This is a genomic window from Salipiger bermudensis (assembly GCF_020171625.1).
Classification (GTDB): domain Bacteria; phylum Pseudomonadota; class Alphaproteobacteria; order Rhodobacterales; family Rhodobacteraceae; genus Salipiger; species Salipiger bermudensis_B.
This window is the reverse complement of record NZ_JAIUZY010000003.1, coordinates 381,239-401,735: the sequence shown is the minus strand read 5'-3', so window position 1 is coordinate 401,735 and position 20,497 is coordinate 381,239. Positions and strand designations below refer to the sequence as shown.

Below are 20,497 nucleotides of genomic sequence, written 5' to 3'. Positions count from 1 at the left end.
CTGCATCCCCGGCGCCGTCTCGATCCTCGTGGGACTGGCTCAGGAGCCGCCCCCGGAACTTTGCACCAGCGTGGCGGTGGTCGCGAGCGTGTTGACCGCGCCGAACGAGCCGAGCAGCGACGAGATCGTCTTGCTCCACTGGGCGAAGGGTGCCTCGGTGACGTAGAGCGTGTCCTCGTCGCGGACCACGAAGTCGCGCGCCATGAACATGCCGTTGGGCTTCGTCAGGTCGAGCACGTAGACCATGCGCTGCGCGCCGATCAGGTCGGAGCGGCCCAGCACCTGGTTGGCGACCGCGGCCGGCTCGTTGCGCAGCACGAACACGCCAGTGGGGTCGGCGGTGGTCGACAGCAGCCCGCCGACCTGCGCGATGGCCTCAAGCGCCGAAAGCGTCTGGCTCTCGAACGGTACGCGGGCCTGGGTGCCGGTGGCGCCAAGCGCGGTAAAGGAGCGGGTGTCGGCCTCGACGAGGATTTTGTCGCCACCGCGCAGCGCGATGTCGTAGCGCGGGTTCTTGTAGAGATCCTGGAACCAGATGCGCTCGGTCTGCTGGCCGCGGATCACCGAGATCTGGGTGATCTCGGGCTCGAGCGTGATGCCGCCGGCGCGGGCGAGCATGGCCGAGAGCGTGCGGGTCGGGCGCTCGATGGCATAGACGCCCTGACCGCCGACAGCGCCCACGAGGCTGACGGTGGAGCCGTCTCCGGCAAGGCGGCGGACCTCGACCTGCGGGTCCGGGGTCTGCTCGGCGAGGCGGTCGGTGATGATCCGGCGTACGGCCTCGGGCGAGTTGCCAGCGGCGCGGATGCGGCCGGCATAGGGCACGAAGACAAAGCCCGAGCCGTCGACCTGCACCTCTTCCAGCGTGGTGGCGTTGGCGGTTTCGGCGACGAGCAGCCCGTCATCGACGTTTTCCCAGATCGTCAGCCCCAGCGTGTCGCCGGGCTGGATGGTGTCGGAGCCGACCACCGAGGCGTTCTGGAAGCCCTCGCTGAACCCCAGCGCGGGCACCACGGCGGTGGCGCGGCTCACGCGGTCGTTCACGGTGACGATGAAGGCATCGCCCTCGCGCATCACGGACCCGGAGTAGATTTCGCTCTTGGTGGGGCCGGACCGCGGCAACGTGCAGGAGGCTAGGATGGACATCGCGGCGAACACCGCGACGGTCTTCACCCATCGTGTGGTGGTTAAAGTCACTGCTCGGTCTCCTCGACCTGTTCTTATCTGCCTCGGGCTTTTTCGCTAAGCTATCGAAATCCGGCCTCAAAAGCCAGTCTGACGCCGACCTAGGGTCAGCGCACCACGCGCAACTGTTGCCGAGGGGCCGCGGTGCCGTGGCGCAGGGCATCGTAGGGATCGTCGGGCGAGAGCATCATGTCCACCACCAGCCGCAGCAGCTGGCGGCGCCCGCGGGCCGAGTAGAAGCCGCCGGGAACCTGGCTGGTTTCAAGCAGATAGCGTCGGTAGTCGCGGTAGGCGCGGCTGTCCGGGCGGCTGGGCTGGGCGAAGAACTCCGCAAGCGTCTGGTCCGAGACGAACTCGGGCTTGGCATAGACCGCCGCGCCGAACACCCTGAGCGGGATGCCGCGCCAGAGCACCTGCTGACCGGCGGTGGAGTTCACCGTGACGGCGGTGCGCGCGTCGTTGAGCACCTGCGCAAGCTTGCCGCCGCGCACGAAATGCACCCGCTCCGCGATGCCGAGGCGCTTTGCGGCGGCCCGGATGGTGTGCCGCACCGGCGCGCGCCCGTCCTCGAGCGGATGCGCCTTGAACACGAGGTGATGGTGCCCCGGCGCGCCCTCCGCGAAGCCTTCGAGCACAAGTTCGACGAACTCGGTCATCGAGGTGAAGGGCGAGTGCTGACGGAAGCTTGCGTCATGCTCGAGCTGCATCAGCACCAGATGATAGGGAAAGCCGCCCCGGCGGATGCGCAGCGTCTCGAGCAGGCGCTCGGCGCGGTGCAGCGGCATCAGCAGCAGCCTTTTGAGGTAGAGCCGGAACTCCTGCGCGACGTTGAGGTCGCGATGCGGGCGGAAGTTGTGGTAGGCGCGGTTCCGGAACATCACGAACCAGTGGTAGAGCGCGCCGTAGAAGATGTGCTGGCGCATGTCGCCCCAGTGGCCCGGCGGCAGCGGCGCTTCCATGTCCGATTGCGCAAGGGCTGCGCGCATCTCCTCGATGTCCATGCCCATCAGGCGCGAATGGCCGTTGGCGCCGCCGCGCTCGTAGCTCACCCAGTAGGGGCGCATGTAGCCTTCCTCGAACACGTGCACCGCGAGGCCGCGGGCGCGGGCGCTTGCGATCGCCTCGGCGTGGATGCGGCGCGTGTCGCCGTAGAGCACGAGGTCGGTGACGCGCTTCTCGTCGAGCAGCGCCTCGAGCCGGGCCGGCCAGTCCTCGGGGCGGCCATCGAAGGGAAGGTAGCTTTGCGGGTGAAACCAGAAGGCGCGGTCGCCGGCATTGAACCCCACCCGCCAGACCTCGGCCCCGGCGCCGCGCAGCATGGTGCCGAGCCGGTGGAAGAAGGGGCCATGCGGCCCCTGCAGGAAGAGGAACACCCGGCCGGGAACGGTTGCCTTGCTCATGTCGCCCCGCTAATGGTTTGCCTGATACGCAAACCATACCGGGGTTTCCCGGCGAAAATAAGGCCCGCGTTGGGCGGGCCGGGAGAGAGCGGATGTTCACCGGCATCGTGACGGATATGGGCGAGGTGCGCCGCCTCGAGCAGGCGGGCGACCTGACGGCGCGGATCGGCACCGGCTACGACACCTCGGGCATCGAGATCGGCGCCTCGATCGCCTGCGACGGGGTCTGCCTGACGGTGATCGATCTCGGACCCGACTGGTTCGACGTGCAGATCAGTGCCGAGACCGTGTCGAAGACCAATCTCGACGCTTGGGCCAAGGGCCGCCGCATCAATCTCGAGCGCGCCCTCAAGGTCGGCGACGAGCTTGGTGGCCACATCGTCTCGGGCCACGTGGACGGGCTGGCCGAGGTCGTCGCGATGCGCGACGAGGGCGACAGCACCCGCGTCACCCTGCGCGCCCCCGAGGCCCTTGCGAAATTTATCGCACCGAAGGGCTCGGTGGCCCTCAACGGCACCTCGCTGACCGTGAACGAGGTCGATGGCTGCGCGTTCGGCATCAACTTCATCCCCCACACCAAGCAGGTCACCACCTGGGGGAGGGTCGAGGTCGGCGACCGGATCAATCTCGAGATCGACACCCTGGCCCGCTACGTCGCCCGCCTCGCCGAGATGAGCTGACCACGCCCGGCGCGCCGAACTCCGGCGTGCCACCTAGGCCGCGCGCCCCTGTCTTCTCTGGTTCGAAAATACCTCGGGGGAGTCCGCGCCTCGCGCGGACGGGGGCAGCGCCCCCAAAATCCCCCCTCACCACGCGCTCCGCGCCGATCCGGCGCGACCGTTCCAAGGGCCTTTGCTCATCGGCGAAGGCTCGGGAACGGCCCCTGACATCCCCATCATCCCCCCTCTAACCCCGCTGCGTCTCTGCGCGACGGCGGGCGTGACGCGGCGAGACCGTCGGTCAGGGCAGGGGCCGCGCGCTCAGGTCCGGCGTGGTGGCCTCGCACCGGGGGCGTCCCGGGCTCTCAGCGGGCACGGCGAGGCGGGGAGTGGTGGCCCGGTCCGAGCCCGGTGGCACTGGACCGGTGGCCGCACGGCGCCGGAAAAGGTCCGGTATTCCGCCGTTGGCCCTCCCGCGGCATTGGATCACGATGTGTCGGGGCGCATGGCCCCGGTCCGGCCGGTTTTATGGGTCGGATCCGACCGTCATTGGATCCGCGCCCGCCGGCGCGGCCTATCGGAGCATTCGATCGTGAGCTTTCGTTTCAGCATCCTGTTGCTCGCCGGGCTGATCGCCCTCGCGGCGGCCTTTGTTCCGCTCCGCAAATCGGCCTCCGCGCCAGAGCCCCTGCCGCGCGCGGTCGCCCTCCGGCTCTGAGAGGCGCGCCGCGCGGTCGTTAACCGGGCCTTTGCTCCAGCCGTGCTATCGGCGGAGCCATGGCCGGGAACGCAGCAAAATACGACCCTCATAGACGGCAGTCCGACGGCTTCGGCTTCGCGGCGTTTTTCTCCCTTGTGCTCCTGCTGCTTCAGGGCTGCGCCACGCCGCCGCATCGGCTTCCCATCGCCGAGACCTCCGAGCGCACCGCGCTGGCGCTCTCCCTCATGGCGCTGTCGCCCTCGGTCGAGACCGCCGAGGCGCAGCGCCTGTCGGATCTGGCATTCCGCCTCTCGGCCCGCACCGCGCGCGAGGTCGAGGGGATCGATCCACCGGTGAAGCTCTCCCGCGACCTGCATCTCGGGGTCAAGACCAGCAGCTTCTGCTTTGCCTGGGCCGACCGGTTCTACCGCGCCCTGCGCGCCAAACCCTTCGAGAGCCTCGATCTGCACCCCGTGATGTCGCCGACCCGCGTGCTGCACCCGATCCAGCATTCGGCGGTGATCGTCACGGCCCGGGCGCAGCCGCTCGCCGGCGGCGTCCTGCTCGATCCGTGTCGCTACGAAGGTCGGCTGCACTGGCGGCAGGCCGCGGAGGACCGCGCCTTCGACTGGCAGCCGCGCGACGCGGTGCTGTGGGAGATGCGCTTCGGCCGGCGGCCGTGGTATGCCCGCGATCCCCTCAATGCGCTGATCCAGACGGCGCGGCCGCCGTGATCAAGAGATCATGATGGCCGATCGCTTGACCATTGCGGTCACAGCTGCGCGTTGTGGCACTGACCGTCCGGCGCCTTGGTGCCGGGCTTCCGCAGCACAGTCAGGGCGAGCCCATGCCTCACGATCACCATCACCACCACCATCATATCGACCCGAACGCGGGGGACGGGCGGCTGATCGGGGCCATCGCGGTCAACATGGCGCTCACCGTGGCGCAGGTGCTGGGCGGCGTGTTCTCGGGCAGCCTCGCGATGATCGCCGACGCGCTGCACAATTTCTCCGACGCGATCTCTCTGGTCATCGCCGCCGTGGCCCGCCGCATCGCCCGTCGCCCCGCCACCGATCAGATGCCCTTCGGCTTCGCCCGGGCCGAGGTCGTGGCGGCGCTGGTCAATTACACCAGCCTGATCATCATCGGGCTCTACCTCGTGATGGAGGCGGTGCTGCGCTTCCTGTCGCCCGAGCCGGTGCAGGGTTGGCTGGTGGTGATCATCGCCGGCGTGGCGCTGGTGGTCGATCTGGTAACCGCGCTGCTGACCTACACCATGTCGAAGGACAGCGTGAACATCCGCGCCGCGTTCCTGCACAACGTGGCCGATGCGCTGGGCTCGCTCGCGGTGATCTTTGCGGGCACGCTGATCATCCTCTTCGGCTGGACCTGGATCGACCCGGCGGTGACGCTGCTGATCGCCGGCTACATCCTGTGGATGGCGTTTGCCGAGATCGGCGGCGTGATCCGCATCCTGATGCTCGGCAGCCCGCCCGAGCTCGCCCCCGGCGAGGTGCTCGACGAGGCGCTCCGGGTCGAGGGGGTGGACGGGATGCACAAGGCGCACCTGTGGCAGATCGACGAGCATCGCGCCGCGCTGCAGGCGCATCTGGTGGTGCGCGAGGGCGCGTGGGGGCAGGCCGACACCATCAAGGCCTCGGTCAAGCGGCGCATGAAGGACCGCTTCGGCATCACCCACGTGGTGCTCGAAATGGAATGCGCCCGCCACGCCTGCACCACGCCGCAGGAATGGGGCGGAGCATGACCGCTGTCGCGACGACCTGAGCGCCAATTGAACCGCAGGCCCTTGCGGCCCCCCATGGCCGATACTAAGAATCTGGTAAGACGCACGAGATAGGCACACGGAAGAAAGCAGGCAGGCGGATATGAAAGACCCTTTTGAGACATACATGAACACGCTCGTCCCGATGGTGGTCGAGCAGACGAGCCGCGGCGAACGGGCCTACGACATCTTCTCGCGCCTGCTGAAGGAGCGGATCATCTTCGTGTCCGGCCCGGTGCATGACGGCATGTCGAGCCTGATCGTCGCGCAGCTTCTCCACCTCGAGGCCGAGAACCCGTCGAAAGAGATCTCGATGTACATCAACAGCCCCGGCGGCGTGGTGACCTCGGGTCTGTCGATCTACGACACCATGCAGTACATCAAGCCGAAGGTCTCGACCCTGGTGATCGGGCAGGCCGCGTCGATGGGCTCGCTGCTGCTGACCGCGGGCGCGCCGGGGATGCGCTTCTCGCTGCCCAACAGCCGGATCATGGTCCACCAGCCCTCCGGCGGCTACCAGGGCCAGGCCACCGACATCATGATTCACGCCGAGGAGACGCTGAAGCTGAAGCGCCGCCTCAATGAAATCTACGTGAAGCATACCGGCCAGACGCTGGAGAAGATCGAAGCCGCGCTCGAGCGCGACAACTTCATGGCGCCCGAGGATGCCAAGGAATGGGGCCTCATCGACGAGATCGTCGAAAGCCGCAGCGCGGCGGAAGAGGCCAAATCCTAATCGCGTGCCCCGCCGCCACGGCGCGGCGGGGCATTTTTCAGATTGTAGAGCGCTGGGCACTGCCCTAGACTTTGCAGAATTGGCGAAAAAGATGGGCCTTCGGCTGGCAAGATGGCGCAGCCGAAACGATGAAATGGCCCTGAAAGGTGCGATATGGCGACGAATTCCGGCGGCGACAGCAAGAACACCCTCTACTGCAGTTTCTGCGGTAAGAGTCAGCACGAAGTGCGCAAGCTGATCGCGGGTCCGACCGTCTTCATCTGCGACGAGTGCGTCGAACTCTGCATGGACATCATCCGCGAAGAGACCAAGGGCGCCGGCCTGAAGTCCTCCGAGGGGGTGCCGTCCCCGCGCGAGATCTGCGACGTTCTGGATGATTACGTGATCGGGCAGGCGATTGCCAAGCGTGTGCTCTCGGTCGCGGTGCACAACCACTACAAGCGCCTGAACCACAGCCAGAAAAGCTCGGACATCGAGCTGGCGAAATCGAACATCCTGCTGATCGGTCCGACCGGCTGCGGCAAGACGCTGCTGGCGCAGACGCTGGCGCGCATCCTTGATGTGCCGTTCACCATGGCCGATGCCACCACGCTGACCGAAGCCGGTTACGTGGGTGAGGATGTCGAGAACATCATCCTCAAGCTGCTGCAGGCGAGCGAGTACAATGTCGAGCGCGCACAGCGCGGCATCGTCTATATCGACGAGGTCGACAAGATCACCCGCAAGTCCGAGAACCCGTCGATCACCCGCGACGTGTCGGGCGAAGGCGTGCAGCAGGCGCTGCTCAAGCTGATGGAAGGCACGGTGGCCTCCGTTCCGCCGCAGGGTGGCCGCAAACATCCGCAGCAGGAATTCCTGCAGGTGGACACCACCAACATCCTGTTCATCTGCGGTGGCGCCTTTGCCGGTCTCGACCGGATCATCGCGCAGCGCGGCAAGGGCTCGGCCATGGGCTTCGGCGCCGATGTGCGCGACCCGGAAGAGCGCGGCACCGGCGAGGTGTTCAAGGATCTCGAGCCCGAGGATCTGCTGAAATTCGGCCTGATCCCGGAATTCGTCGGCCGTCTGCCGGTGATCGCAACGCTCGAGGATCTCGACGAGGACGCTCTGATCACCATCCTGACCGCGCCGAAGAACGCCTTGGTCAAGCAGTACCAGCGCCTGTTCGAGATGGAGGACACCCAGCTTTCCTTCACCGACGACGCGCTCTCGGCGATCGCCAAGAAGGCGATCGAACGCAAGACTGGCGCGCGGGGTCTGCGCTCGATCCTCGAGGGCATCCTGCTCGACACCATGTTCGAGCTTCCGGGCATGGACGACGTCACCGAGGTGGTGGTCAACGACGAGGCGGTCAATTCCGACGCCAAGCCGCTGATGATCTACGCGGACCAGAAAAAAGAAGGCACCTCGGCGAGCTGAGGTCGATAACGTTAGGCACGTCTGGGCGGGGTTTTTCCCCGCCCTTTTCTTTGGAGTGAAAGATGACGATCAAGCGGATCCATACGGGCAGCCCGTTCGAGGAAAAGATCGGCTATTGCCGCGCCGTGGTGGCGGGCGGCTTCGTGCATGTCGCAGGCACGGTGGGGCAGGGCGACACGGTGACCGAACAGTGCCGCTCGGCGCTCGAGGTGATCGGCAAGGCGCTGGCCGAGGCCGGGTCGAGCTTTGCCGACGCTGTCCGGGTGACCTACTACCTCCCCGACGCGGCCGAGTTCGAGGCCTGCTGGCCGATCCTGTCCGAGACCTTCGGAGACAATCCGCCGGCGGCCACCATGGTCGAATGCAACCTGATCGATCCGAAATACCGCATCGAGATCGAGCTCACCACGCTCGCGCCCTGATCCGGCGGGCGGGGTCCTGCGCCTGTGCGCTGGACCTCGCCCCCAAGGATCGCATATACGGAACAGGTAGATACCGAGGAGTCGTCCATGGGCATTCTGAACAAGCTTTTGAAGCTGGTGACATGGTGGAACGGTGCCACGCTGAATACCCTTCTCTGGAGCAAGCGCCACGGCACCCGCGTCGGCGAGGATGAACAGGGCAACACCTTCTACCAGACCAAGGATGGCAAGCGCCGCTGGGTGATCTACAACGGCGAGGCCGAGGCCAGCCGGGTGAGCCCCGACTGGCACGGCTGGCTGCACCACACCTTCGCCGAGCCGCCGACCGAACGGCCGCTGACCCGCAAGAGCTGGGAAAAGCCGCATATCGAGAACCTGACCGGCACCGCGCTGGCCTATGCGCCGCAAGGCTCGATCCGCCAGCCCGCGCCGGCTGACCGCCGCGATTACGAGGCGTGGAGCCCGGAATAAGCCGATGACCACCTCCACCACAGAGGTGCTGGTCGGCGGGGCTGTCCTCGCCGCCGCGATCGCCTTTGGCGCCTACGCCGTCAACAGCACCGGCTTCGAGCTGCGCGGCACGGGCTATCCGCTGAGCGCCAGCTTCCGCTCCCTTGAGGGCGTGAGCGTTGGCAGCGACGTGCGCCTCGCGGGCGTCAAGGTGGGCACGGTCACCGGGATCTCGCTCAACCCCGAGACCTTCCGCGCCGATATGGGGATGACCCTTCAGGACGACATCCTGATCCCCGACGACAGCGCGATCCTGATCTCGTCCGAGGGGCTGCTGGGCGGCAATTTCGTCGAGATCAGCCCGGGCGGCTCGCCGTTTTATTACGAAGACGGGGACGAGATCCTCGACACGCAGGGCTCGGTCAGCCTGATCTCGCTCCTGCTCAAATATGTCGCCGGGGGAGGCGAGGAATGATCCGCAAACTGTGTCTTGGTCTCGCTCTGCTTGCCGCCCCTGTGCAGGCGCAGGAGGCCACCAATACCGGCACCGGCGCGGTGCTGCGTGGCTTGGACAAGCTGACCGGCCGGGCCTACGATATCGAGATGCGCGCGGGAGACACCGCGCAATTCGCCCGCACCGAGATCTCGTTGCAGGAGTGCCGCTATCCCGAGGGCGACCCGGCGGGCGATGCCTTTGCCTTTCTCACCGTGCGCGAGGCCGGCAATTCCGATCCGGTGTTCCGCGGCTGGATGATTGCCTCGTCACCGGCGCTCAACGCGATGGATCACCAGCGTTACGACGTCTGGGTGTTGCGCTGCACCACGTCCTGACCGCTGGCAGCGAGCGGCGTGCCGGTTAGGTCCGGCGTCACCGGCAGCGCCTCGCGCAGCCGGGCACGATAATCCCCACGTGTGATCTCAAGCCCTCCGAGCGTGGCGAGATGCTCGGTGAGGAACTGGGTGTCGAACAGCGTGAAACCCGCCCGCCGCAGCAGGTCGATCAGCCAGCACAGCGCGATCTTCGAGCCGTCGCGGCGGCGCGAGAACATCGACTCGCCGCAGAACACCCCCCCGATCTCGAGCCCGTAGACCCCGCCGGCCAGCGCGCCGTCGATCCAGACCTCGAGCGAATGCGCCAGCCCGCGCTGGTGCAGCGTGACGAAGAGGGCGCGGATTTCGTGGTTGATCCAGGTCTCCGAGCGGTCGGCGCAGGCGTCGATGACGCCTTCGAAATCCGCATCCAGAGTGACGGTGTAGTCATCGCGCCTGAGGCGCCGGGCGAGGCTGCGCGAGATCCGCAGCCCGTCCATCGGCAGGATGCCCCGCCGGCGCGGATCGACCCAGAACAGCTCGGGGTCGTCGCGGTGCTCGGCCATCGGAAAGATGCCCGAGCGATAGGCCTGAACCAGAAGCTCCGGGGTGATTTCCGTCATCCCCGGGGCCCCGACGCACGCAGCGGGTGGTATCCGCCGCGCGCCATGGTCATGCCGCCTTGAACGGATCCTTGGCGAGCCACTTCTCCAGCCAGTGGATGTTGTAGTCGCCTTTCAGCACGTCCTCTTCCTGCAGCAGCGCGTGGAAGAGCGGGACGGTGGTGTCGACCCCGTCGACGATCAGCTCGCCAAGCGCCCGGTTGAGCCGCGACAGCGCCTCGTTGCGGTCGCGGCCGTGCACGATCAGCTTGCCGATCAGGCTGTCGTAATAGGGCGGGATCGAATAGCCCTGATACAGCGCGGAATCCATCCGCACGCCAAGGCCGCCCGGGGCATGGTACTGGGTGATTTTGCCGGGGCAGGGCGAGAAGTTCGGCACCTTCTCGGCGTTGATCCGCACCTCGATGGCGTGGCCGTTGATGACCAGATCGTCCTGCCCGAAGGACAGCGTGTATCCCTCAGCCACGCGGATCTGCTCGCGCACGAGGTCGACGCCGAAGATCGCTTCGGTCACAGGATGCTCCACCTGCAGGCGGGTGTTCATCTCGATGAAGTAGAACTCGCCATCCTCGTAGAGGAACTCGATGGTGCCGGCGCCCGAGTATTTCAGATCGCCCACCGCCTTGGCACAGACCGCCCCGATGCGGGCGCGCTCTTCCTCGGTGATGCAGGGGCCGGGGGCCTCTTCGAAGACCTTCTGGTGACGGCGCTGCAGCGAGCAGTCGCGCTCGCCCAGATGCACCGCGTTGCCCTTGCCGTCGCCGAAGACCTGGATCTCGATGTGGCGCGGGCGCTGCAGGTACTTCTCGATATAGACCTCGTCATTGCCGAAGGCGGCCTTGCCCTCGGCGCGCGCGGTCTGGAAGGCGCGCTCCATCTCGGCCTCGGAATTGGCGACCTTCATGCCGCGCCCGCCGCCGCCGGCGGTGGCCTTGATGATCACCGGGTAGCCGAAATCGCGACCGATCTGCTTGGCCGCCTCGACATCGGGCACACCGCCCTCAGAGCCGGGAACGCAGGGCACGCCAAGCGCCTTCATGGTGTCCTTGGCGGTGATCTTGTCGCCCATCACGCGGATGTGCTGCGCCGAGGGGCCGATGAAGGTCAGGCCGTGATCCTCGACCATCTGCACGAAGCGGGCGTTCTCGGACATGAAGCCGTAGCCCGGGTGGATGGCCTGGGCGCCGGTGATCTCGCAGGCCGAGATGATCGCGGCCGGGTTGAGATAGCTGTCGGTCGAGGAGGCAGGGCCGATGCAGATGCTCTCGTCGGCCATGCGCACATGCATCGCGTCGGCGTCGGCGGTGGAGTGCACGGCGACGCTGGCGATGCCCATCTCGCGGCAGGCGCGGATGACGCGCAGCGCGATTTCGCCACGGTTGGCGATCAGGATCTTGTCGAACATGGGGCCTCCTTACTCGAGGATGACCAGAGGAGCGCCGAATTCCACGGGGGCGCCATCCTCGACAAGGATGCGCTTGACGGTGCCCGCACGCGGGGCCGGGATGTGGTTCATGGTCTTCATCGCCTCGACGATGACGAGCGTGTCGCCTTCGCTGACCTGCTGGCCGACCGAGATGAAGGACGGCGCGCCCGGCTCGGGCTGCATGTAGACGGTGCCAACCATCGGCGACGCCACGGCACCGGGATGCGCGGCCGGATCTTCCGGGGCGGTCTCGGCGGCGGGGGCCGCGGGGGCTGCGGCCGGGGCCGGGGCGGCTGCGGGGGCGCTGACAGCGATCGGTGCGGCCTGCGGCTGGGCGCGGCTCACGCGGACGTTCAGGCTGTCGTCGTCGCCATATTCGCGCTTGACCTGAAGCTCGGTCAGATCGTTCTCGCGGAGCAGTTCCGCCAAAGCCTTGATGAAGGCCACGTCGGCTTCGTGGTTGTCTTTGCTCATGCAATCCTCGCCGGTGATGTCGCGGGCCTGTTCTGCGTCATGGCCCCTTGATCCCGCGCTTATAGGCCAAGCTTCTGGCCATGAAAAGCGACCCCGTCGGGGAAAAACCGCGGGCTTGCGTATTTTGAAGACCTGTGGACGGCGCTTGCGCGCACGCCTCGTCGTCTTGGAGCGTGGCAGCGTCCGTGGCGGTGGCGGCCGCGGGCGCCCGTTCGCCGCGAGGGCCGACTCACCGCGATCCGTCTCAGGCGGCGGACGGGAACACGGGCTCCTGCCGGGGGGTGCCCGGTCCGGTATAGGCGGGCGCCGCGCCCTCCTCCGGGGCGGGTGCGGTGCCGGGGGCCGGCGCGTCCGGACCGGGGCCGACCAGCTGCTCGGCCTGCTCCTGAAGCAGGGCGGCGATCCTGATCTGCATGATCGAGGGCGGCGCCACGTGCTTCGACGGGTCGGGCAGCCCGGTGAGGCCGCGCCAGAAATTGCTCGGTGGTTCGCCGCCGGGATCAGGATCGGTGCCGGTGCGCGCTTGTTGTGCGATCGGTTGCACCTTCGTCTCGACGGCGGGGCCGGCGGGCGAGGCAGGAAGTCCGAGAGGATGACCGGTGGCCAGAGGTGCCACCGCAGAGGAAACACCTGTCATCTGCATGGATCGTCTCCATCAGGCTAAACGCCCCCACCGATCAAAGATAGCACAGTCGCGGTGGTCTCGAAGGGGGTCTTCTACACTTCTCCCTATTTTCTGCTGCTTTGGTTAATGCTCCCTTGCCACCGGCAGGGCGACAAAGAAGGGCAGGCGCCGGCGCCCGCCCCCTTGTTGCGATTCAGCGCCCACCGATCACTTGTTCGCGCGGTTTTCGATGAGGTCGTCGACCACCGACGGGTCGGCGAGGGTCGAGGTGTCGCCGAGGGCGCCGTAGTCGTTCTCGGCGATCTTGCGCAGGATGCGGCGCATGATCTTGCCCGAGCGCGTCTTCGGCAGGCCCGGGGCCCACTGGATCAGGTCCGGCGAGGCGATCGGGCCGATCTCGGTGCGGACCCAGCCGCGCAGCTCCTTCTTGAGTTCCTCGGAGGGCTCGATCCCGTTCATCAGCGTCACGTAGCAGTAGATGCCCTGGCCCTTCACCGGGTGCGGGTAGCCCACCACCGCCGCCTCGGCGACCTTGGCATGCGCCACCAGCGCCGATTCGACCTCGGCCGTGCCCATGCGGTGGCCCGAGACGTTGATCACGTCATCGACCCGGCCGGTGATCCAGTAATCGCCATCGGCGTCGACGCGGCAGCCGTCGCCCGAGAAATAGTAGCCCTTGTACTGCTGGAAATAGGTCTGCTCGAAGCGCTCGTGATCGCCCCAGACGGTGCGCATCTGCCCCGGCCAGCTGTCGGCGATCGCCAGAACGCCCTCGGTCGGGACGTCGTAGATCTCCTCTCCGGAGCTGGGCTCGAGCACCACCGGCTTGATGCCGAAGAACGGCTTCATCGCCGAGCCGGGCTTGAGCGCGTGGGCGCCGGGCAGGGGGGTCATCAGGTGGCCGCCGGTCTCGGTCTGCCACCAGGTGTCGACGATCGGGCAGTTTCCCTTGCCGATCTTGTCGTTGTACCAGTTCCAGGCCTCGGGGTTGATGGGCTCGCCGACGGTGCCGAGCAGCTTGAGAGAGCTGAGATCGCACTTCTCGACGAAGCTGTCGCCCTGGCCCATCAGCGCCCTGAGCGCGGTCGGCGCGGTGTAGAACTGGTTGACCTTGTGCTTGTCGCAAACCTCCCAGAAGCGGCTGGCGTCGGGCCAGGTCGGCACGCCCTCGAACATCAGCGTGGTGGCGCCGTTGGCGAGGGGCCCGTAGACAATGTAGCTGTGGCCGGTGACCCAGCCCACATCCGCGGTGCACCAGTAGACGTCGCCGTCGTGATAATCGAACACGACCTCGTGGGTCAGGGCGGCGTAAACCAGATATCCACCACTTGCGTGCACAACTCCCTTGGGCTTGCCGGTGGAGCCCGAGGTGTAGAGGATGAAGAGCGGGTCTTCGGCGTTCATCGGGCGCGGCGGGCAGTCGGGGGCCGCGTGCTCCATGAGGTAGTTGAGGTCGACATCGCGGCCCTGGATCCAGGTGGTCTGGTCGCCGGTATGCTTGACCACGAGGCAGCGGACCTTGTCCGAGCAGTGCAGCAGGGCGGCGTCGGTGTTGGACTTGAGCGCGGTCTTGCGGCCGCCTCGGGGCGCGGTGTCGGCGGTGATGACGATCTTGGCGCCGCAGTCGTTGATGCGGTTGGCCAGCGCGTCGGGCGAGAAGCCGGCGAAGACGATGGAATGAATGGCGCCGATGCGGGCGCAGGCCAGCATGGCGTAGGCGGCCTCGGGGATCATCGGCAGGTAGATCACCACGCGGTCGCCGCGCATCACGCCCTGGCTGAGCAGGACGTTGGCCATGCGGTTCACCTTGTCGTAGAGCTCGGCATAGGTGATGTGCCGGGCGGGATCGTCGGGGTTGTCGGGTTCGAAGATGATCGCGGTCTGGTTGGCGCGGGTCTTCAGGTGGCGGTCGACGCAGTTATAGGCGACGTTGAGCACGCCATCCTCGAACCACTTGATATCGACCTTGCCGAACTCGAAGTTGGTGTTCTTGATCTTGGTCGGGCGGGCCATCCAGTCGAGCCGCTGCGCCTCGTCGGCCCAGAACCCCTCCGGATCGCTGATCGAGCGGGCATACATCTCGTCATACTTGGCAGCGTCCACATGCGCCTTGCTGACGAAGTCGGATGACGGCGGGTAGGTCTCGGACATCTCGGGTCTCCTCCTCCTGGGAATGCGATGCGCAAGGGAACCGCGCCACGGGAGGGATGGCAAGGGCCATTCGGTGGAATGTTTCGGCAACATGCGCCGAAATGTTGCACTTGTTACCCTGCCCGCAGGTCGCACGCGGCGCGGCGCCCCCGGGTCGCCGCGCGCAAATCTTTGAAAACGCGCCTCAGATGGCGAGGTACTCGGCGCGCAGGCTCTCGTTCTCGAGCACCTCCGCCGCGGTGCCGTCGAAGGCGATCGATCCGGTGTCGAGGATGATCGCCCGGTCGGCGAGCTGCAGGGCGCGCACCGCGTTCTGTTCCACCAGGATCGTCGTCATGCCCTGCTCCTTCACGTGGCGCAGGGTCTTCTCGATCTCGTCGACGATCACCGGGGCCAGGCCTTCGTAGGGCTCGTCGAGCAGCAGCACCTTGATGTCGCGCGCCAGCGCCCGCGCGATCGACAGCATCTGCTGCTCGCCACCCGACAGCGTCACGCCTTCCTGCTTGCGGCGCTCGCCGAGGCGGGGGAACAGATCGTAAAGACGGTCGAGCGACCAGCCGATGGGCGGCGCGATCTGCGCCAGTTGCAGGTTCTCCTCGACGGTGAGGCCGGGGATCACGCAGCGGTCCTCGGGCACCAGACCCAGCCCCGCCCCGGCCGCCTCGTAGGAGGCCATCTTGTGCAGCGGCTGGTGATCGAGCCAGATCTCGCCGTGGTTCACCTGCGGGCTGTCCATCCGTGCGATGGCGCGCAGTGTCGTGGTCTTGCCGGCGCCGTTGCGGCCCAGAAGGGCAAGGATCTCGCCCTCGTGGACGTTGAAATTGATGCCCTGCACGATGTAGCTCTCGCCGTAATAGGCGTGCATGTCCCATACCGACAGGAAGGCCGGCGCGGTTTCCGCCTTGTTGCCGTGCTTGGAAAAATCCGGTCTGACGTTCATGTCCTGCTCTCCTTACGCGTGTTCGCCCAGATAGGCTTCCTGCACCTTGGGGTGGCCCTTGATCCTCTCCGGCACGTCCTCGACGAGGGGCGTGCCCTGCGCCAGCACGGTGATCCGGTCGGCAAGGCTGAAGACCACGTGCATGTCGTGCTCGATGATGCACATGGTGATGTCGCGGCTCGCCTTGATCTGCTTGAGCAGGTCGATGGTGTTGTTGGTGTCGGCCCGCGCCATGCCCGCCGTCGGCTCGTCGAGCAGCAGGAGCCGCGGTTCCTGCACGAGGCACATGGCCATCTCGAGCCGCCGCTTGTCGCCGCGCGACATCGAGGCCGAGTGCATGTGCCGCTTGTCGAGCATGTTGACGTCGTCGAGCATCTGCTCGGCGCGCTCGCGCAACGCGCGCTCGCTCTCGACCGAGGTGATGGCGTGCAGCCGGAAGACCCCGTCGCGCTTGGCGAAGAGCGGGATCATCATGTTTTCCATCACCGTCAGGTCGCCGAAGATCTCGGGCGTCTGGAACACCCGGCTGATGCCCATCTGGTTGATCTCGTAGGGCTTGCGCCCGAGCACCGACTGGCCGTCGAACATCACCGAACCGGTGTCGGGGATCAGCTTGCCGACAAGGCAGTTGAGCAGCGTCGACTTGCCGGCCCCGTTCGGCCCGATGATGGCGTGCACGGTGTTCTCGACCACCGAGAGGTTGACCTCGGACAGCGCCTTCAGCCCGCCGAAGCGCTTGTTGACGTCCTTGACTTCGAGAATGCCCATTCTCGCTCTCCTTATTCAGCGGGTTCGGTGCTGGCCGACTTGGCGTCGTCCGGGCTGGGTTTGCGGCGCAGGCGGCGGGCGATGCGCTGGCCGCCTTCGACGAGGCCACCGGGCAGGAAGATCACGATCAGCATGAACATCAGGCCCAGCGTCAGGTGCCAGCCCTTGCCCACGAAGGGGTGGATGAGGGCGACCACGAGATCCTCGAGACCGTCGGGCAGGAACGAGACCCAGCCATGCACGACCTGGTCGTTGATCTTCGAGAAGATGTTCTCGAAATACTTGATGAAGCCCGCGCCCAGCACCGGCCCGATCAGCGTGCCGGCCCCGCCGAGGATGGTCATCAGCACGACCTCGCCTGAGGCGGTCCACTGCATCCGCTCGGCGCCGGCGAGCGGGTCCATGCAGGCGAGCAGGCCACCGGCGAGCCCGGCATACATGCCCGAGATCACGAAGGCCGCCAGCGTGTAGGGCCGCGCGTTGAGGCCGGTGTAGTACAGCCGGTTCTGGTTCGACTTGATGGCGCGCAGCATCATGCCGAAGGGCGAGCGGAAGATGCGGATCGCGACGTAGAACGAGATCAGCATGATCACCGCGGCAACATAATAGCCCACCGAGAACTGGAACGCCCAAGGCCCGATGTTGAGGGTCTCGTAGGCGCGCATCTCGAGCCCGAAGAGGTTGGTCACCGGAATGCCGCCATCGGCGGTGGCCGAGACGCCGAGGATGCGCGGGTCGTCGAGGGTGATCTGCAGGCCGGTCTCGCCGTTGGTGATCGGGGTAAGCACCGAGTAGGCGAGGTTGTAGCTCATCTGCGCGAAGGCCAGTGTCAGGATCGAGAAGTAGATCCCCGAGCGGCGCAGGCTGACATAGCCGATCACCACCGCGAACAGGCCCGAGACGATCATCGACAACAGGATCGCCGGGATGACGTTCATGCTCAGCAGCTTGAACATCCACACCGCGGCGTAGGAGCCCACGCCGAGAAAGGCGGCGTGCCCGAAGCTGAGATAGCCGGTCAAGCCGAACAGGATGTTGAAGCCGATGGCGAGGATGCCGAAGATCACGAAGCGCTGCATCAGGTCGGGATAGCCCGCGTTGAACTGCGCCATGCCGCTGTCGGTGGGGAAGGGGTTGAGGATGAAGGGCGCGAACAGCGCCATCGCCGCAACGATGAAAAACAGGGTGAGGTCTCTTTTGCCGAGTCCGAACATGGGTCAGTCCTCCATCACGCCCTTGCGGCCCATCAGGCCCCTCGGACGGGTCAGCAGAATGATGATGGCGACGAGATAGATGATGATCTGGTCGATGCCGGGAAGGATGGACTTGATCTCGTTCATCGAGGCGAAGCTCTCGAGAATGCCGAGAAGGAAGCCGGCGAGCACGGCGCCCGGAAGGGAGCCCATGCCGCCGACAACCACAACCACGAAACTCAGTACCAAAAAATCCATGCCCATATGATAGTTGGGCGAGTTGATCGGCGCGTACATCACCCCGGCCAGCCCCGCGACGGCGGCGGCGAGTCCGAACATGATGGTGAAGCGGCGGTCGATGTTGATGCCCAGCAGGCCCACGGTCTCGCGGTCCGCCATGCCGGCGCGCACCACCATGCCGAAGGTGGTGAACTGCAGGAAGGCGAAGACCGCACCGATGATGATCGCGGCGAAGCCGAAATAGACGAGGCGCCAGTAGGGGTAGATGATCACGTTGGGATCGAAGCCCAGCATGGTGCCGAAATCGAACGAGCCGCGGAACGCGTCGGGCGCCGGCGTCGGGATCGGGTTGGCGCCGAAGATCTGCTTGATGATCTCCTGCAGCACGATGGCCAGGCCGAAGGTCACGAGGATCTGGTCGGCATGGGGGCGCTTGTAGAAATGCTTGATCAGGCCGCGCTCCATCAGCACGCCGAAGCCGATCATGATCGGGATCGAGAACAGGATCGCCAGTGGCACCGACCAGTCGATGATCGCGGCTCCCGTGGCCTCGCCGAAGATGTCCTGCATGTAGGGCACGTCGACCTTGAGCGGGTTGCCGAGAAAGTCGGTGCGGGTCTCGTCGACGACCTGGTGCGACAGGGTGAGCAGCCGGTTGAGGGTGACGGCGCAGAAGGCGCCGATCATGAACAGCGCGCCGTGGGCGAAGTTCACCACCCCGAGCGTGCCGAAGATGAGCGTCAGACCAAGGGCGATCAGCGCATAGGCCGATCCCTTGTCGAGCCCGTTCAGAATTTGAAGGATGATTGCGTCCATGATCCGTGGCCTTCGAGGTCAAAGAATGGGTGTGCGCTCCCGGCGCAATGCCGGGAACGCTGGGGATACGCCGCTGACAACGCGATCAGCCGACGTATTCTGGGGTTCGGATCAGGCGCCCGGGTTGCAGGAGCCGAGCGCGCCACCCGCGAACATCGGGTGATCGGGCGCATACTCCACCTGACCGCGCGGGGTGACCTCGACCACCTCGAGCAGGTCGAACTCGGATGTCGGGTTCTCCTTGCCGCGCACCACGAGCACGTCCTTGAAGCACTGGTGGTCCTCGGCGCGGTAGAGGGTCGGCCCGTTGCCCAGGCCGTCGAACTCGTAGCCCTCGAGAGCCTCGGCCACGGCGCAGGGATCGAACGAGCCCGCGCGCTGTACGGCATCCGCATAAAGCAGGGTCTGCACGTAGCAGGTATGCGCCGCCTGCGAGGGCGGGAAGCCGTACTTGGTGCCGAAGGACTTCACGAAGGCCTGGCTGCCCTCGTCCTGCAGCGACCAGTGCCAGTTGGTCGAGCCGAGAATGCCCTTGATGTTCTCGCCGGCACCGCGCGCCATCAGGCGCGAGAACAGCGGTACGACGATCTCGAAGTTCTTGCCGTTGGCCTGCTTCTCGCGCAGCCCGAACTGCACCGCGTTGGTGAGCGAGTTCACCATGTTGCCGCCGTAGTGGTTGAGCACCAGAACGTCGGCGCCCGAGTTCAGGACCGGCGCAATATAGGACGAGAAGTCGGTCTGCGCGAGCGGGGTCTTCACCGCCTCGACGGTCTCCCAGCCAAGCGCCTCGGTGGCGGCCTTGATCGATTCCTCCTGGGTCCAGCCCCAGGTATAGTCGGCGGTGAGGTGATAGGCCTTGCGATCCTCGCCATAGGCCTTGGCGAGCACCGGCGCGAGCGCCGCGCCCGACATGTAGGCGTTGAAGAAGTGGCGGAAGCCGTTGGCCTTCTTGTCCTTGCCGGTGGTGTCGTTGGAGTGGGTGAGGCCGGCCATGAAGATCACGCCGGCCTCCTGGCAGAGACCCTGCACGGCCACCGCCACACCGGAGGACGAGCCGCCGGTGATCATGATGGCGCCGTCCTTCTCGATCATCGACTTTGCCGAGGCGCGCGCCGCATCCGATTTGGTCTGGGTGTCGCCGGTGACGTATTCGACCTTCTTGCCGAGGATCCCCGTCCCCTCGAGCGATTTGGACGAAAAGGTCTGCATCATGCCGCCGTCGCCGCCGCCATTGAGATGCTCGACCGCGAGCTCGTAGGCGCGCAGCTCGTCGGCGCCCTCGTCGGCATAGGGGCCGGTCTGCGGCACGTTGAAGCCCAGCGTCACCGAGCCGCCGGTGGGCTCGTTGGTGAAGGCGCGGGCCGACGAGGCGGTAAAGATCGTCGGCAGCGCGACACCGGCGCCGGCCACGGCACCCGTTCTCAGCACGCCGCGGCGAGTCAGAGTCGTCTTGGACATGAAATCCTCCCAATTTTTAAAAGTGCGCAGACGGGCTCCTCTTCCCTTCGGCGCGTGCACCCCTGAGTGCAAATTCAGTATTTCGCGGTTTGGGTAAACCGATCAATAACTGCCTCGGTGAGACGGATTTTTTTGTCAACGATTCAACAATATGTTAAGAATACCTGTAAATCAGTTTATATTGCGGCGCAGAAACGCGTTGAAAGGACAGGAAAA

General features: G+C 66.1%; 22 protein-coding genes. 10 read left to right on the top strand and 12 right to left on the bottom strand.

Features of this window, described 5'->3' with window-relative positions; translation table 11 throughout:
- Positions 1-39 precede the first annotated feature (39 nt).
- Both LCM15_RS05460 and LCM15_RS05455 read right to left on the bottom strand, forming a co-directional pair.
- On the bottom strand, positions 40-1,146 hold the full coding sequence (locus tag LCM15_RS05460; protein WP_263619573.1) for a polysaccharide biosynthesis/export family protein: 1,107 nt from the start codon (positions 1,144-1,146) through the stop codon (positions 40-42).
- A gap of 146 nt (positions 1,147-1,292) precedes the next feature.
- The gene (locus LCM15_RS05455; protein WP_224853991.1) at positions 1,293-2,585 is read right to left on the bottom strand and encodes a capsule biosynthesis protein; all 1,293 of its coding nucleotides are present in this window, start codon (positions 2,583-2,585) and stop codon (positions 1,293-1,295) included.
- A 92-nt stretch (positions 2,586-2,677) separates the two neighbouring features.
- Here LCM15_RS05455 and LCM15_RS05450 point away from each other — a divergent pair, with 92 nt between their 5' ends.
- The 10 genes from LCM15_RS05450 to LCM15_RS05410 all read left to right on the top strand — a co-directional run bounded on the left by LCM15_RS05450 (position 2,678) and on the right by LCM15_RS05410 (position 9,588).
- Complete coding sequence (locus tag LCM15_RS05450) at positions 2,678-3,265, top strand: riboflavin synthase (protein ID WP_224853989.1); 588 nt, start codon at positions 2,678-2,680, stop codon at positions 3,263-3,265.
- A gap of 571 nt (positions 3,266-3,836) precedes the next feature.
- Entirely contained in the window at positions 3,837-3,962 is a 126-nt protein-coding gene (locus LCM15_RS22745; protein WP_263619561.1) for a hypothetical protein, read from the top strand.
- Between the two features lie 59 nt (positions 3,963-4,021).
- Positions 4,022-4,678, top strand: coding sequence for a hypothetical protein (locus LCM15_RS05445; RefSeq protein ID WP_224853986.1), 657 nt, complete (start codon positions 4,022-4,024; stop codon positions 4,676-4,678).
- A gap of 113 nt (positions 4,679-4,791) precedes the next feature.
- Entirely contained in the window at positions 4,792-5,712 is a 921-nt protein-coding gene (locus tag LCM15_RS05440; protein WP_224853983.1) for a cation diffusion facilitator family transporter, read from the top strand.
- Positions 5,713-5,833: 121 nt separating this feature from the next.
- Positions 5,834-6,466 carry an ATP-dependent Clp protease proteolytic subunit gene (locus tag LCM15_RS05435; RefSeq protein ID WP_224853980.1) on the top strand — a complete coding sequence of 211 codons (633 nt, stop codon included), beginning with the start codon at positions 5,834-5,836 and terminating at the stop codon, positions 6,464-6,466.
- A 153-nt stretch (positions 6,467-6,619) separates the two neighbouring features.
- Positions 6,620-7,885 (top strand): ATP-dependent Clp protease ATP-binding subunit ClpX, encoded by a 1,266-nt coding sequence (clpX, locus tag LCM15_RS05430; RefSeq protein ID WP_224853977.1) that lies wholly within the window; start codon positions 6,620-6,622, stop codon positions 7,883-7,885.
- Positions 7,886-7,947: 62 nt separating this feature from the next.
- The gene (locus LCM15_RS05425) at positions 7,948-8,307 is read left to right on the top strand and encodes a RidA family protein (protein WP_224853974.1); all 360 of its coding nucleotides are present in this window, start codon (positions 7,948-7,950) and stop codon (positions 8,305-8,307) included.
- Positions 8,308-8,394: 87 nt separating this feature from the next.
- Positions 8,395-8,778 carry an NADH:ubiquinone oxidoreductase subunit NDUFA12 gene (locus tag LCM15_RS05420; protein ID WP_224853972.1) on the top strand — a complete coding sequence of 128 codons (384 nt, stop codon included), beginning with the start codon at positions 8,395-8,397 and terminating at the stop codon, positions 8,776-8,778.
- A gap of 4 nt (positions 8,779-8,782) precedes the next feature.
- The gene (gene mlaD / locus LCM15_RS05415; RefSeq protein ID WP_224853969.1) at positions 8,783-9,232 is read left to right on the top strand and encodes an outer membrane lipid asymmetry maintenance protein MlaD; all 450 of its coding nucleotides are present in this window, start codon (positions 8,783-8,785) and stop codon (positions 9,230-9,232) included.
- A complete protein-coding gene (locus tag LCM15_RS05410; RefSeq protein ID WP_224853966.1) occupies positions 9,229-9,588 on the top strand; it encodes a DUF2155 domain-containing protein in 360 nt (119 codons plus the stop codon). The genes mlaD and LCM15_RS05410 overlap by 4 nt, the downstream gene beginning before the upstream one ends.
- On the opposite strand, the gene aat is transcribed toward LCM15_RS05410, so the two are convergent.
- From aat to LCM15_RS05360, 10 genes are all read right to left on the bottom strand, one after another.
- The gene (aat, locus tag LCM15_RS05405) at positions 9,552-10,190 is read right to left on the bottom strand and encodes a leucyl/phenylalanyl-tRNA--protein transferase (protein WP_224853964.1); all 639 of its coding nucleotides are present in this window, start codon (positions 10,188-10,190) and stop codon (positions 9,552-9,554) included. The two genes, LCM15_RS05410 and aat, sit on opposite strands and share 37 nt — an antisense overlap.
- Before the next feature lie 49 nt (positions 10,191-10,239).
- On the bottom strand, positions 10,240-11,595 hold the full coding sequence (accC, locus tag LCM15_RS05400) for an acetyl-CoA carboxylase biotin carboxylase subunit (RefSeq protein WP_224853962.1): 1,356 nt from the start codon (positions 11,593-11,595) through the stop codon (positions 10,240-10,242).
- Between the two features lie 9 nt (positions 11,596-11,604).
- The gene (accB, locus tag LCM15_RS05395) at positions 11,605-12,090 is read right to left on the bottom strand and encodes an acetyl-CoA carboxylase biotin carboxyl carrier protein (RefSeq protein WP_224853959.1); all 486 of its coding nucleotides are present in this window, start codon (positions 12,088-12,090) and stop codon (positions 11,605-11,607) included.
- 244 nt (positions 12,091-12,334) lie between these two features.
- Entirely contained in the window at positions 12,335-12,733 is a 399-nt protein-coding gene (locus tag LCM15_RS05390; protein WP_224853956.1) for a hypothetical protein, read from the bottom strand.
- A gap of 189 nt (positions 12,734-12,922) precedes the next feature.
- Positions 12,923-14,866 (bottom strand): acetate--CoA ligase, encoded by a 1,944-nt coding sequence (gene acs, locus LCM15_RS05385; protein ID WP_224853953.1) that lies wholly within the window; start codon positions 14,864-14,866, stop codon positions 12,923-12,925.
- A 184-nt stretch (positions 14,867-15,050) separates the two neighbouring features.
- Positions 15,051-15,806, bottom strand: coding sequence for an ABC transporter ATP-binding protein (locus LCM15_RS05380; RefSeq protein ID WP_224853948.1), 756 nt, complete (start codon positions 15,804-15,806; stop codon positions 15,051-15,053).
- A gap of 12 nt (positions 15,807-15,818) precedes the next feature.
- Complete coding sequence (locus LCM15_RS05375) at positions 15,819-16,574, bottom strand: ABC transporter ATP-binding protein (protein ID WP_224853946.1); 756 nt, start codon at positions 16,572-16,574, stop codon at positions 15,819-15,821.
- Positions 16,575-16,585: 11 nt separating this feature from the next.
- On the bottom strand, positions 16,586-17,788 hold the full coding sequence (locus tag LCM15_RS05370; RefSeq protein ID WP_224853943.1) for a branched-chain amino acid ABC transporter permease: 1,203 nt from the start codon (positions 17,786-17,788) through the stop codon (positions 16,586-16,588).
- Positions 17,789-17,791: 3 nt separating this feature from the next.
- The gene (locus tag LCM15_RS05365) at positions 17,792-18,823 is read right to left on the bottom strand and encodes a branched-chain amino acid ABC transporter permease (RefSeq protein WP_224853941.1); all 1,032 of its coding nucleotides are present in this window, start codon (positions 18,821-18,823) and stop codon (positions 17,792-17,794) included.
- Positions 18,824-18,934: 111 nt separating this feature from the next.
- Complete coding sequence (locus tag LCM15_RS05360; RefSeq protein ID WP_224853938.1) at positions 18,935-20,281, bottom strand: substrate-binding protein; 1,347 nt, start codon at positions 20,279-20,281, stop codon at positions 18,935-18,937.
- Positions 20,282-20,497: the final 216 nt, after the last annotated feature.

Bases quoted from the DNA above. Each gene is read 5' to 3' on its own strand.
- LCM15_RS05460 (WP_263619573.1), bottom strand. From the start codon at position 1,146: ATGTCCATCCTAGCCTCCTGCACGTTGCCGCGGTCCGGCCCCACCAAG.
- LCM15_RS05455 (WP_224853991.1), bottom strand. From the start codon at position 2,585: ATGAGCAAGGCAACCGTTCCCGGCCGGGTGTTCCTCTTCCTGCAGGGG.
- LCM15_RS05450 (WP_224853989.1), top strand. From the start codon at position 2,678: ATGTTCACCGGCATCGTGACGGATATGGGCGAGGTGCGCCGCCTCGAG.
- LCM15_RS05445 (WP_224853986.1), top strand. From the start codon at position 4,022: ATGGCCGGGAACGCAGCAAAATACGACCCTCATAGACGGCAGTCCGAC.
- LCM15_RS05440 (WP_224853983.1), top strand. From the start codon at position 4,792: ATGCCTCACGATCACCATCACCACCACCATCATATCGACCCGAACGCG.
- LCM15_RS05435 (WP_224853980.1), top strand. From the start codon at position 5,834: ATGAAAGACCCTTTTGAGACATACATGAACACGCTCGTCCCGATGGTG.
- clpX (WP_224853977.1), top strand. From the start codon at position 6,620: ATGGCGACGAATTCCGGCGGCGACAGCAAGAACACCCTCTACTGCAGT.
- LCM15_RS05425 (WP_224853974.1), top strand. From the start codon at position 7,948: ATGACGATCAAGCGGATCCATACGGGCAGCCCGTTCGAGGAAAAGATC.
- LCM15_RS05420 (WP_224853972.1), top strand. From the start codon at position 8,395: ATGGGCATTCTGAACAAGCTTTTGAAGCTGGTGACATGGTGGAACGGT.
- mlaD (WP_224853969.1), top strand. From the start codon at position 8,783: ATGACCACCTCCACCACAGAGGTGCTGGTCGGCGGGGCTGTCCTCGCC.
- LCM15_RS05410 (WP_224853966.1), top strand. From the start codon at position 9,229: ATGATCCGCAAACTGTGTCTTGGTCTCGCTCTGCTTGCCGCCCCTGTG.
- aat (WP_224853964.1), bottom strand. From the start codon at position 10,190: ATGACGGAAATCACCCCGGAGCTTCTGGTTCAGGCCTATCGCTCGGGC.
- accC (WP_224853962.1), bottom strand. From the start codon at position 11,595: ATGTTCGACAAGATCCTGATCGCCAACCGTGGCGAAATCGCGCTGCGC.
- accB (WP_224853959.1), bottom strand. From the start codon at position 12,090: ATGAGCAAAGACAACCACGAAGCCGACGTGGCCTTCATCAAGGCTTTG.
- LCM15_RS05390 (WP_224853956.1), bottom strand. From the start codon at position 12,733: ATGCAGATGACAGGTGTTTCCTCTGCGGTGGCACCTCTGGCCACCGGT.
- acs (WP_224853953.1), bottom strand. From the start codon at position 14,866: ATGTCCGAGACCTACCCGCCGTCATCCGACTTCGTCAGCAAGGCGCAT.
- LCM15_RS05380 (WP_224853948.1), bottom strand. From the start codon at position 15,806: ATGAACGTCAGACCGGATTTTTCCAAGCACGGCAACAAGGCGGAAACC.
- LCM15_RS05375 (WP_224853946.1), bottom strand. From the start codon at position 16,574: ATGGGCATTCTCGAAGTCAAGGACGTCAACAAGCGCTTCGGCGGGCTG.
- LCM15_RS05370 (WP_224853943.1), bottom strand. From the start codon at position 17,788: ATGTTCGGACTCGGCAAAAGAGACCTCACCCTGTTTTTCATCGTTGCG.
- LCM15_RS05365 (WP_224853941.1), bottom strand. From the start codon at position 18,823: ATGGACGCAATCATCCTTCAAATTCTGAACGGGCTCGACAAGGGATCG.
- LCM15_RS05360 (WP_224853938.1), bottom strand. From the start codon at position 20,281: ATGTCCAAGACGACTCTGACTCGCCGCGGCGTGCTGAGAACGGGTGCC.